This window comes from Acidobacteriota bacterium (assembly GCA_038040445.1).
Taxonomy (GTDB): Bacteria; Acidobacteriota; Blastocatellia; order UBA7656; family UBA7656; genus Onstottus_A; species Onstottus_A frigus.
This window is the reverse complement of record JBBPIG010000030.1, coordinates 45,152-57,634: the sequence shown is the minus strand read 5'-3', so window position 1 is coordinate 57,634 and position 12,483 is coordinate 45,152. Positions and strand designations below refer to the sequence as shown.

9 protein-coding genes are annotated in these 12,483 nt (G+C 58.7%); all 9 read left to right on the top strand.

Translation table 11 applies throughout. The features are described from left to right. Positions 1–29: 29 nt before the first annotated feature. The 9 genes from kdsA (at position 30) to lipA (ending at position 12,364) form a co-directional block, all read left to right on the top strand. Complete coding sequence (gene kdsA, locus AABO57_24675; GenBank protein MEK6288926.1) at positions 30–866, top strand: 3-deoxy-8-phosphooctulonate synthase; 837 nt, start codon at positions 30–32, stop codon at positions 864–866. A 110-nt stretch (positions 867–976) separates the two neighbouring features. Further along, a complete protein-coding gene (locus tag AABO57_24670; GenBank protein MEK6288925.1) occupies positions 977–3,382 on the top strand; it encodes a hypothetical protein in 2,406 nt (801 codons plus the stop codon). Positions 3,383–3,547: 165 nt separating this feature from the next. Next, the gene (locus tag AABO57_24665) at positions 3,548–4,720 is read left to right on the top strand and encodes a DUF4350 domain-containing protein (protein ID MEK6288924.1); all 1,173 of its coding nucleotides are present in this window, start codon (positions 3,548–3,550) and stop codon (positions 4,718–4,720) included. A gap of 63 nt (positions 4,721–4,783) precedes the next feature. Next, positions 4,784–6,571 (top strand): amidohydrolase, encoded by a 1,788-nt coding sequence (locus AABO57_24660; protein ID MEK6288923.1) that lies wholly within the window; start codon positions 4,784–4,786, stop codon positions 6,569–6,571. A gap of 196 nt (positions 6,572–6,767) precedes the next feature. Beyond that, positions 6,768–7,673 carry a M55 family metallopeptidase gene (locus tag AABO57_24655; GenBank protein ID MEK6288922.1) on the top strand — a complete coding sequence of 302 codons (906 nt, stop codon included), beginning with the start codon at positions 6,768–6,770 and terminating at the stop codon, positions 7,671–7,673. Positions 7,674–8,311: 638 nt separating this feature from the next. Next, entirely contained in the window at positions 8,312–9,643 is a 1,332-nt protein-coding gene (locus tag AABO57_24650) for a nodulation protein NfeD (protein MEK6288921.1), read from the top strand. Between the two features lie 240 nt (positions 9,644–9,883). Next, complete coding sequence (locus AABO57_24645) at positions 9,884–10,681, top strand: slipin family protein (GenBank protein MEK6288920.1); 798 nt, start codon at positions 9,884–9,886, stop codon at positions 10,679–10,681. Positions 10,682–10,817: 136 nt separating this feature from the next. Continuing rightward, positions 10,818–11,282, top strand: a complete 465-nt coding sequence (locus tag AABO57_24640; GenBank protein MEK6288919.1) for an SPOR domain-containing protein — start codon at positions 10,818–10,820, stop codon at positions 11,280–11,282. A gap of 182 nt (positions 11,283–11,464) precedes the next feature. Beyond that, positions 11,465–12,364 (top strand): lipoyl synthase, encoded by a 900-nt coding sequence (gene lipA / locus AABO57_24635; GenBank protein MEK6288918.1) that lies wholly within the window; start codon positions 11,465–11,467, stop codon positions 12,362–12,364. Positions 12,365–12,483 lie beyond the last annotated feature (119 nt).

Genomic DNA, 12,483 nt, shown 5'->3' with positions numbered 1-12,483 from the left:
CCAGCGCCGTGTAGAATAACCCTTCATTTATGCCGGTCGCGATTAAACCCTTCAAAGTCGGAAGCGTCGAAGTTGGCGGCAGTGATCTGTTCCTGATCGCCGGCCCCTGCCTGGTCGAAAGCGAATCCCACGCGCAGAAGATGGCTTCAGCGATTCGCTCGATCACCGATCGCCTCGGCATTCCTTACATCTTCAAGTCGTCTTACGATAAGGCGAATCGCACTTCGATCAATGCCCATCGGGGGCTCGGAATCCTAGAAGCGCTGCGCATACTCGGCCGCGTGCGAACCGAGGCCGGCGTCCCGGTGCTGACCGACGTTCACGAAGCCGCACAGGTGCAAGCCGCCGCCGAGGTCGCCGACGTTCTTCAGATACCCGCGTTTTTGTCGAGGCAGACGGATCTCATAGTCGAAGCCGCAAGGTCGGGCCGCGCCGTCAACATCAAGAAGGGGCAGTTCCTGGCGCCCCACGACATGAAGCACGCGATCGAGAAGGCCACTTCGCAGGGCAATCAGCGAGTGATGCTCACCGAGCGCGGCTCGAGCTTTGGCTACAACAACCTCGTCGTGGATTTTCGCGGCGTGCCCATCATGCGAAGCTTCGGTTATCCGGTGGTGCACGATGTGACGCACAGCCTGCAGCGGCCCGGGGGATTGGGCTCGGCAAGCGGAGGCGACTCCGAGTTCATCGAGTACCTCGCGCGCGCCAGCGTGGCTTGCGGCGTGGACGGCGTTTTCATGGAAGTGCACGACAACCCGGCGGCTGCGCTCTCAGACGGACCGAACAGTTTGCCCCTTGAACGGCTCGAGCCTCTCCTCGAGAAGCTCAAAGCGATTCACGAACTCGTGCGCGATAGTTTGCAATGACGCGTAGAACGGTTTCTGGTTTCTAGTTTCTGGTTTCTGGTTAAGAGTTGGTAGACCACTGAGAACCAGCAACTACAAACCAGAAACTAGAAACCAGAAACCAGAAACTAATGATGCTCAAAAGATTCTTCCCGGTCCTTTTTATCACCGCAGCCCTATCAGTCAGCGCGGCGGCGCAGGAAGTTGAAGTCGATCGCTACAACATCAACCTGCGCATCGACACCGCCGCCAGCGCAGTCGATGCGCGAGCGGAACTCAGCATATCCAACGCCGGCCAGGCGCCGAAGCCAAAGCTCTATTTGAGACTTACGAAGCTGGCCAAGGTAACCGCCGCTAAGGTTAATGGCGCACCCGCTCAGGTCGAGACCGTCGAAGATCGCCGGGTCACGACGCTTAATCAGATCATCATCACACCACAGTCATCGATCGCGGCGGGAGCAACGGCCACTGTCGAGGTGAGCTACCGCATCGAGGCAGCCGAATCCACACCGTTGATTCACGTCTATCCAGGCGAGGTGCTGTTGGCGCCTCAAGCAGTCTGGTTTCCGGCGCCCTCTACAGCGTTCACGCTCTATGGTCCACCCACGGCGCCCTTCACGTTGACCGTAAGCGCCGCGTCGCCGGCCGCCGGCTTTCGCGCGCTATCCTCGGGCACGCTGAGGACCGAGGGCCAGAACTCAACTTTTGAACAGCCGCTCAATTCACAGCCTCTCGTCGTAGCCGGCAGCTTCGACCAGCCGGTCAGCTCCGATCACGGGGGCGTCAAGGTTGAGATATTTGTCCAGCCGGGTATCACTGCGGTCTCGGCGGGCGCTAAGCCTGCGGAGCCGCGGGCGATCGTCGCGCGTCTGGGCGAGGAGGCGGGGCGCGTCATCGATTTTCTCACCAGGACACTTGGGTCTCCGCCCCCAGGCTCGACGTTTCGAATAATATCCTCGGTTCGCGCAGGAAATCTCACAGAGCCTGGCGTGCTTGTGCTAAACGAGCAAGTCTTCCGCCGCGACTCGCTCAACGCGGGAGTCGTCGAAGTACTCGCCGACGCCGTCGCGCGCATATGGATTGATGGACGCGTGCGCTTGAGGGGGCGCGAGCCGCGATCCGCACAGGAGAGTCGCGCGGCGGTGAAGGCTCGCAGCGCGGCGTTCCTTCGCGACTCGCTGCCGCGGTATCTTGCCGCGCTCTACTTCGAGGATCGCTTTGGCAAGGACGCAGCCCGCGATTTGTTCACCAACATGCGGTGGAGTTACGCGCCGATCGCAAAATCGGGGCGCGATGCGGAGTTAGGCGTTCAGACTTTGCTGTTGCCTAACTACAGTGTGGCGGTGTTCGGCAAGGGACCGCTTGTATACAGGTTGCTTGCGGAAGCGGCCGGCCGCGAAAGGCTCATTGCCGCCTTTAAGGCGATACTCTCGGGCGCGCAAAACAAGATCGTCACGACTGACGATCTGCGAGCCGCTTTGACGAAGGGTGCGCCGCCCGAAGTCGACAATCTGTTTCAGCAATGGGTTGAGTCAATCGTCGAGCCGGACATCATCGTCGGCTCGCCGCTTCCTTCAGACAAGCCGGGGACGCAGCGGATCAATCTTCGTAATCTGGGCACGGGCGACGTCACCGTCAAGCTGCTGGCGGTCACTGCTTCGGGCAAACAGGTGACCGCTTCGGTGATGGTCCAATCCGAAGGCCTCGCAACCGCCGAGGTCCCCACCGCTGAGAAGATCGTCTCGGTTGAGGTCGATCCGGACAAACTCATCATTCAAACCAGCTACGACAACGACGCGAGGGATGGGGACTTAAAGACGACCCGCCAATCTGCGCAGACCCTGTTGAATGAAAGCATAGCGACATTCAACAAGGCGCAATATTCGGAAGCCGAGACAATGCTGAGACAAGCGGTTCGGGTTGACGGGCGCAATGCCGTGTTGCACGCGTGGCTGGCTCGAACGCTTGCCGCGCAAAAGAAAATGGATGACGCTGCCGCGGAAGCTAACGCTGCGATCAAGTTCGACCCGCCTGTTGGACCGGCGTTGGCGTGGGCTCGAGTAACGCTCGGCCAGGTGGCAATGGCGCGCAATCAAGCCGCCGAAGCAATGCGGCAGTTTCGCGCGGCCGCCGTCGAAGCCGATGAAGCGGCAGCGCAGGTTGCGGCTCACGAAGGGTTGATACAGGCGGAGCGAACCGGCGGCGCTGCTCCTCAGATCGACGAGTCTCTGCGCGCTTACATCACTCAGCTCGACGCGGCAATCAAGCAGCCGGACTCGGACAAGCTCTTCAAGTTAGTGATCAAGAACAACCTGAAGCGGTTCGTTCAAGGGCTAACGGTTAACAGACCCGCGTCGTGGACGACGGAGATACTGCACGCCGATCAAGTCGACTCCAATCGTGTGGCACTCGATGTCGGGCTCAAGGTCAAGGCCGAGGGCAGAGACCAGGCGGGCACGGCGGTGTTCGTGTTGCATCGCGCCGGAAGCGCCTGGCTCCTGGAAGACGTCCCTCAAGCACTGTTCAATGTGAAATGATTCGCGGTTCCGGGTTCGTGGTTCAGAGTTCCGGGTTGTGACGACCCGGTTCCGGGTTTGTGGTTCGAAGTTCCGGGTTGGGGATCGAGTGATTCACTTCAACCCTGAACCCTGAACCCTGAACCCTGAACCCTGAACCCTGAACCCTGAACCCTGAACCGACGAATGAAACGAAACGCGAACGCAATTCTGCTGATAGCCGGTTTGTTCCTGGTGCTGGTTGCGCTCAACTTCGTCTTCTTCGTCGACACGCGGGCAACAGAAGAAGACGAACTGACAGGCGATCGCTCGTCATACCGCTCGACTCCCTACGGCACCCTGGCGTTCTATACTTTGCTCGAAGAGAGCGGCTATCGCGTAGTGCGCTTCGAGAAGCCGTTCACCGAGCTGAAATATCACGAGCCCGGCTCTCTCGTCGTCATCGCGCCGCCTAAGGCTCACAATCCCGACGAAGATGAATTCATCGCGCTAAACAAATGGATTGAAGCGGGAGGTCTGCTGATAATCATCGACCGGGATATTCGCAATGTGACCCTCGGCGATGCGGTAGTGCATACCGAACAAGCCCGCTCATCGTCGGCGGTTCATCCGTTGCAGCCAACTCTTTTCACTCGCAACGTCCAGCGTGTCGCGCTTTCGGCTTACGCGACCCGAGTCAGGGTTGACAGCCGCGCCGCCACGTATCACATCGGAGACGATCAAGCTGCGATTCTCGCCGACGCACAGGTCGGCAAAGGACGCGTGGTACTGCTGAGTGATCCATACGTCGTCGCCAACAACGGCATCTCGCAAGCCGACAATGTGATTCTCGCGCTCAACCTGTTGGCCGAGCGTCCGGCGGGAAACGTCGCCTTCGACGAATACCATCACGGCTACGGCGGGTCATCGCCCGGCGGTGGTCTGATGTCTTACTTTCGCGGCACGCCTATTCCGTGGATGATGGCTCAGGCCGGGTTGATCGCCGTACTTGTCGTCTACAGTTACGGTCGCAGGTTCGGCCGCCCGATCCCTCTCAGGAGCGAACGAAGAACAACCAATCTCGAGTTCGTTTCTTCGATGGCTAACATCACGCGGCTGGCTGAGGCGAGCGACCTGGCGATGGAGAACATATACTCTGAGTTTCGCAAACGGCTTTGCCGTTTCAGCGCAGTTCCGGCGAAGATCGACAACGCCAGGCTGGCGGCCGCCGCCGCGCGCCGAGCCAAGCTTGATGAGCGCGGATTGACCGGACTCCTCTCGCGATGCGAAGAGATCGCGCGAGGAGAACAGGTGAGCGAGTCTGAACTGCTGAAGCTTGTCACGCGCATTCGGCAGATTGAGGCGGAACTCGGCTTTTAGACGAATTGCTGAAGAACTCTTTTCGCTACACCAGGCGTTTAACGAATTCCAATGCGTGGACTTATGCAATCATTTAGATTCGGCAGATTCGGCAGATTCCGTTCGAAGGAAGCCGGTCGGGAAGGGTGGCTTGCCCCCGCTCGTCGCGTACTACTATGCCTCTTGTTGACCGCAATGGCCGCGTACGCTGAGTGCCTTTTCCCGGCACAAACGCGCGGACCTTCTGAGCGGAAAGCTACGCTCATACTCACCAACGGCCGGATATGGACCGGCAATGAAGCAGCGCCCTGGGCGACGGCCGTCGCGATCACCGGCGGGACGATAATCGCGGTTGGCAGCGACCGGCAAATCGCCGCTCTTGCCGGCAAGAACACGCTGAAGATCGATCTCAGTGGCAGGTTTGCCATGCCCGGCATCAACGATGCCCACATTCACTTTCTGAGCGGCGCACTGCGAGCCTTTCAAGTCGATCTGGATGGCGCTCGCTCGCTCGAAGAGATCCAGCGGCGCGTAGCAGACTTCGCGAAGGATAATCCTGACGAGTCGTGGATCACCGGTTCGGGCTGGGAGTACTCGTATCTGCCCGGCAAGCGGCTGCCCAGTCGCGCGGACCTCGATGCCGCGGTGCGTGAGCGGCCGGTCTTTCTTTCTTCGTATGATGGGCATACCGCGTGGGCCAATTCAAAGGCGTTGGAGATTGCAGGCGTCAACGGCCAATCCAAGTTCGAAGGCTACGGCGAAGTGGTGATCGATCAGAAGACGGGGCAGCCGACGGGCGTGTTGAAAGAAAGCGCGATGAGATTAGTGCGGTCAAAAATCCCGGAGACAACGCGCGAACGCAAGATCGAAGCGCTCCGGCGTGCTCTAAAGATGGCGGCTCGGCTGGGAATCACCAGCTTTCAAAACGCCAGCGGCAGCGCCGATGAAGTAGGTCTATACAAGGAACTATTCGATCGCGGAGAGTTGACCGCGAGAGTTTCTTTTGCCATCTCGGTTGGTCACCGCTCTACCCAGGCAGATATCGACCGCGTCGCGTCGTTGGCGAAAACGTACTCAGGCCCGCGGCTGCGTGTGGGTGCGATCAAGATCGTTTTGGACGGGGTGATTGAGACGCATACCGCGGCGATGCTCGAGCCGTATACTGACGCGCCCGGGACCTCGGGACGTCCTGCTTACACCCGGGAACAGCTCAACAACCTGGTGATGATGGCTGATCGCGCGGGGCTTCAGGTTCTCATACACGCGATCGGAGACCGCGGCGTGCGGATGGCACTCGACGCATTCGGGCAGGCGCGCAGAGCGAACGGCCCGCACGACTCTCGCTTCCGAATCGAGCACATTGAGACGATCGCGGCTTCGGACATCCCGCGCTTTGCGCAGCTCGGTGTTATGGCTTCAATGGAGCCGATTCACGCCGACCCGGGAACCAACGGCGTGTGGCTGCCGGCCATCGGCCCCGAGCGAGCTGCTCGTGGATTCGCCTGGAGATCGCTCGAGAGAGCCGGAGCACGATTGGTCTTCAGTAGCGATTGGCCCGCCGCGATCAGCGTCGATCCGATGCGTGGGCTTCACAACGCGGTCAATCGTCAGACGACCGAAGGGGAACCTGCGGGAGGCTGGCTGCCCGAGCAACGCGTATCCGTCGATACGGCGCTTGCTGCTTATACGAGCGCCGGAGCATTCGCGTCATTTGAAGAGAAGGTAAAGGGCAAGCTTGCGCCGAAGATGCTTGCGGACCTGATTGTCCTCGACGCAGATCCATTCAAGGCGAATCCCGCCGATTTGCATAAGTGCCGCGTCGCGATGACCGTTTTTGACGGCCGGCTAATCCATCAAGCAGATCAAAGATAAGGAGACGGAAGAGTTCGTAGTCCGAAGAGTTCGTAGTCCCGCCTTCAGGCGGAAGTTCAGAGTTCAGGAGTTCAGAGTTCAAGCTTTAGCTTGCGTGATTCGATCTCGTAAAGCGCTGGAAGCAAGCTAAAGCTTGAACTCTGAACTTCCGCCTAAAGGCGGGACTACGAACTCTCTCAAAGGAGGAGGATAGGTGATGAGATTCCGAAGAACGCTGTTGGCTCTGGTGGTTGCGATCCTGTGTGGTTCGGTCACGGCGAAGGTGCAGAACAGAAAACTGAAGCTGTACATCTCCGCCGATATGGAAGGCGTAGTCGGGGCGGTCACCGGCGACCAGCTCGGGCCTCAAGGCTTCGAATACAATCGCTTCCGCGAGTTCATGACCGAAGAAGTGAAAGCGGCTACAGAAGCCGCTTTCGAGGCCGGCGCCACTGAAATTGTCATAAGCGACTCGCACGGCAACGGCGAGAACCTGTTGATCGAAAGGCTCCCCAGGAACGTCACCATAGTCCGCTCGTGGCCTCGCCCGCTGATGATGATGGAGGGCATCGATGAGACCTTCGACGGCGTGATTTTCCTTGGCTACCACACGAGCACAACCAACATGTCCGGCGTGCGGGCTCATACGATTTCGAGCGCGCGGCTCGCCGACGTTCGCTTGAACGGGACTTCGATGCCCGAAGCAGGAATCAACGCGGCGATAGCCGGTCACTTCAACGTTCCGGTTATTATGATTTCAGGCGATGACGCCATCGTTAAAGAAGCGACCGGCCTTTTGGGCAACATTGAGGGCGCGGTCGTGAAGTGGGCGATCAGCTTTCATTCGGCGAAGACGCTGACGCCTGAGACGGCTTACCAGTTGATTCGCGAGAAGACTAAGAAAGCCATCACACGAATCAAAGAGTTCAAACCTTACAAGATCAAGGAACCCGTGCAGCTCGATGTGCGCTTCAAGGCTTATCGCCCGTCCGAGCTGCTGAGCTACCTGTCAATCGTTCAGCGCACCGATTCGCACAGCATACGTTTCATAGGCAAGGACATCATCGAGGTGTCGAAGTTTTTGGAGTTCATCACAAGCTACGAGCCTTCGCTTGAACCGTGACGCGAACTCGTGAGATGCCACCGGCTTCAGCCGCGTGGTACGTCAGGTTCAGGCTAGAATGGCACCGCCGGGGTTCCGATACCACCGGCTTCAGCCGCGTGGTGCGTCAGGTTCTAGCAGGCTGCTGAAAAAGTCGACGACACACTAGTATCCCGGTACAATCCCACCAACGCAGTTGGTGGTTCGTTCATACTCAGCCTACACACGGGACACTGGGCGGAGGTCCCGAATCCCACCAACGCAGTTTTGGTGGATCGTTCATATACGACCTAGCTCTGATCAGCCGGAAGGTGAATCCGAGCAGCGAGGTAGGCTGGGTATGAACGATCCACCAACTGCGTTGGTGGGATTCAAGAGCAGGCTTCGGGCTTTTTTGTAGGCCGCGTATAAACGAACCACCAACTGCGTTGGTGGGATTTTCGGACCTCCCTTAGTCAGGCTCTGTTTGGCTTTCTCAGCACCTTGCTAGGTTGAACCTGAAGGACCACGCGGCTGAAGCCGGTGGTATCGCAGAAGAGTTCTCGACGCTCGCCCACGTAGCTCCGGGCAAGCCGGTGGCATCGATACCCAGCGCACCCCGTTTCTGTTGTGCTAGACTGCAATCGGAATCATCCAGTTTACCAATCGAGCGCAATGCTATGAACGCGCTTAGACAAACCATAATCATCGTCGCTCTGCTGCTCGTAGTGATTGCCTCGGCGACTAACGCACGAGCGGATGTCCTTGAGCTCAAGATCGACGATCAAATCACTCCCGCAAGCGCCGAAGTCATCACGTCCGCAATCGCGCGAGCCGAACGTGAAGGCGCTTCAGCTTTGATCATCACGCTCAATACGCCCGGCGGGCTCGATACGTCGATGCGTGAAATCATCTCGCGCATGGACAGCTCGCGAGTTCCGATCATCATCTACGTTGCGCCGAGCGGCGCGCGCGCGGCTTCAGCCGGGTTCATCATTCTGCTAGCCGCCGACGTAGCTGCGATGGCTCCTGGCACAGCCAGCGGCGCAGCTCATCCAGTGACGGCCGGAGGCCGAGACCTGGATAAGACCATGTCCGAGAAGGTCGTCAACGATGCGGCGGCGTTCCTGCGCAGCCACGCCGAGAAACGCGGGCGCGATCCTCAGATGGCCGAGTCAGCTATTCGCGAGAGCAAATCCTTCACCGAGCGTGAAGCGCTGGATAAACACTTGATCGAGATCATCGCGAGAGATGAGCAGGACCTGCTCGCGCAGTTGGAAGGGCGAACAATCACCCGAGTCGATGGGAGTCAGATGGTCTTGCGATTGGAAGGCGAGCAGTTGGTGACGATCACCCCGAACGTTCGCCAGCGCTTGCTGATGGCGCTTGCAGATCCGCAGATCGCGTTTGTTCTTTTCGCGCTCGGCGCGCTGTGCGTCTACTTCGAGTTTCAACATCCGGGCGCGGTAGTGCCAGGCGTCGTAGGGATTTTGTCGGTCGTGCTCGCGTTGTATGGCTTTCACATGCTGCCTATCAATCTGACCGGTCTGCTGTTGATCGCGGTTGCGATTGGATTGTTTGTGTTGGAAGCGAAGGTCGCAGGCTATGGCATTCTCGGCATAGGCGGAATAATCGCGGCGGTCGTGGGTTCGCTGATGCTGATCGACGTTCCAAACCCCGAGTTGCGGCTGCCGCTCCGACTTGTGCTCGCGGTCGTGATTCCCTTTGGAGTGATATTCACGTTCATACTGAGACTTGCGATTCGCGCGCGGCGATCGAAGGTGACCACCGGCACATCTGGAATGATCGGGCTTACCGGAAGAGCTGAGACCGCGATCTCTCCGGAGGGAACGATCTTCGTTCGAGGCGAGTTGTGGCGGGCGCGCTCGCAAATGAGCCTTGCGCCGGGTGAGAGCGTGCGGGTGACCGGGATGGAGGGACTAACGCTCGAGGTCGAAGCGGAGAGGGACGCGGCTGTCATCCCGAAGAAGGCTTCAGCAGTTGATGAATAGGTAGCTGATTACGACAGGTATGAAAAGGCCTGCCCTCCATTACCGGAGAGTCAATCACGATTCAGGTGTTTGTCGCTCATCGAATCGCAGATGGCCTCATCTGCGAAGACTTGATCGACGACCGATGACGGCTGACCGATGACTGATGACCCGACAGACTTCGGTCTGTCCGCGGTCGTCCGTCGTCGGTCGTGTTACGCCTTTCGCTCGCGAGAACTAGCAACTAGAATAGGAGACCTCATGCCAGAACTATTCACACTCCCCATCATCGCCGTCGCGATCGCCCTGCTCTACATTCTCAGCGTGATCAACATTCTGCCGGAATACGAGCGCGGCGTGATCTTTCGCCTCGGACGCTTGCTGCCCGAGCCAAAGGGACCCGGCCTCATATTGGTCTTCAGGCCGATCGACCGCATCGTTCGCATAAGCCTGCGGACCGTTGTGCTCGACGTGCCGCCTCAGGACGTGATCACTCGCGACAACGTAACGGTGTCGGTCAACGCGGTTGTTTACTTTCGGGTGATCAACCCGCTTCTGGCGGTCGTCGAGGTTGAGAACTACCTGTACGCAACCTCGCAGCTTGCTCAGACCACGTTGCGTTCGGTGCTTGGTGAGGCGGAGTTGGACGATCTGCTGTCGGAGCGCGATAAGCTCAACGCGCGGCTGCAGGAGATCCTCGACAAGCACACCGATCCGTGGGGCATCAAGGTGTCGCAGGTCGAGATCAAGGCCGTGGACCTCCCGCAGGAAATGCGGCGCGCGATGTCCAGGCAAGCGGAAGCCGAACGCGAGAAACGCGCGAAGATCATTCACGCGGAAGGTGAGTATCAAGCGTCGGAGAGACTGCTCGCTGCGGCGCGAGTGATTGCGGTCGAGCCCGTCGCCGTCCAGTTGCGTTATCTTCAAACGCTCACGGAGATCGGGGTCGAGCAGAACACCACCGTAGTCTTTCCGATCCCGCTCGATATGATCAAAGCATTTTTCAACGTGAACGCGACAAAGGCAGAGGTCGTCGTGCCGGATCGACCAACGAGTTAGTTTCTGGTTTCTAGTTCGTAGTTCGGCCTTCAGGCGGAATTTTGTAAGGCGCAACTTTCACAACGGTGGGGTACGAACTTCCGCCTGAAGGCCGAACTACGAACTAGAAACCAGAAACCAGGAATCAGGAATCAAGATGAGCAACAAGCAAGTCATAGCAATCTTCATCATCGGCGTCGGGTTGCTGCTGGGCGCATTTTGGGCGGGGCTCTTCGTCGTGAAGCAAGATACAACCGCCAACGCTAACAACAGCCGCACGACGAATCAGAACGTGCCAGGCGCCAGTTCAGCCAATCAGGCCTCGGCCGTCAAACCGGCACCGGCCAACTCAAACACTCAACCGCAGCAAACCTCCAGCGACGCGCGCTACATCGTTCAAGTCGGATCCTCGTTCGGTACAGTTGAAAAGGCCAACGAGCTGACGTCGCAGCTTCGGCGCAAGTATCCGAGCGCTCACACGCAAAACCCGACCGGTTCGGACACGCTCTATCGAGTGCGCATCGGGCCGTACAACAGTCGCGAGGACGCTCAACAGGTTGCCAACGAGCTTGCGAGCCAGGGCTTCAAGGGCGTGATGATCTTCCCGTGGACGGGGAACTAAGGTTCGGGTTCAGAGGTTCAGGGTTCAAGGTTAGGAGTCTAGGGTTCAGGGGATAAGAGTAATCGAGTGAGATCAAAGGCGCGAACACCTGAAGTACGACCGTCGCTCACCAAGAACGCTGAACCCGGAACTCTGAACCCGGAACCCCGAAGGGCGAACACCGAACCCCGAACCGTTTAGCTATGCTGATCCAGATAGAAAAGCCGATTCGACGTGCGGGGCCGCGATTGCCGGAATGGCTGCGCAAGCCGGTTCGCAACGTCGACGCCGATCACGAGCTGAAGAAAATGCTGCGCACGCGCCGGCTTCATACGGTCTGTGAAGAAGCGCGGTGCCCAAATCGCAACGATTGCTTCGCGCGCGGCGCTGCGACTTTCATGATCCTAGGTGACGTTTGCTCGCGCAGTTGTGGATTCTGCTCAGTCAAAACCGGGCGCGGGCTGCCGATGGAATCATTGAGCGATGAACCGGAACAAGTGGCCGAAGCGGCAGCCGAGCTTCAGTTGAGCTACGTCGTGATCACTTCAGTGAACCGCGATGAGTTGCCTGACGGCGGCGCGGCGCACTTCGCAAGAACGATTCACGCGGTGCGTCGCCGATTGCCTAACGCAAAGATCGAAGTGCTGACGCCGGACTTCAAAGGAAACCGCGCCGCCCTTCATACCGTGCTCGACGCGGCGCCGGATACGTTTAATCACAACGTCGAGACGGTTCCGAGGTTGTATCAGACGGTGCGGCCGCAAGCCGATTACCGGCAGTCGCTCAACGTGCTTCAAGAAGCTCGCCGGCACTCACCAGCCGCGCTCACGAAGTCAGGCTTTATGGTGGGACTCGGCGAGTACCGCGATGAAGTGAAGCAATTGCTCGAAGACCTGCGCCGGCACGAGGTCGACGTCGTCACCATCGGACAGTACTTGCAGCCGACGCGGGCTCACCTGCCTGTTGAAGCGTACGTCCATCCCGGGGTGTTCGAGGAATACCGTGAGCACGGCGAGCGCCTCGGTTTTCGGGCGGTGTTCTCAGGCCCGCTCGTGCGCAGTTCCTTCATGGCCGAGATGGTGAACGAGATCGCGGAGACGTGAGGATAGAGGATAGAGGATAGAGGATCGAGGATAGAAGATCGAGGATAGAAGATCGAGGATAGAGGATCGAGGATAGAAGATCGAGGATAGAAGATCGAGGATAGAAGATCGAGGATAGA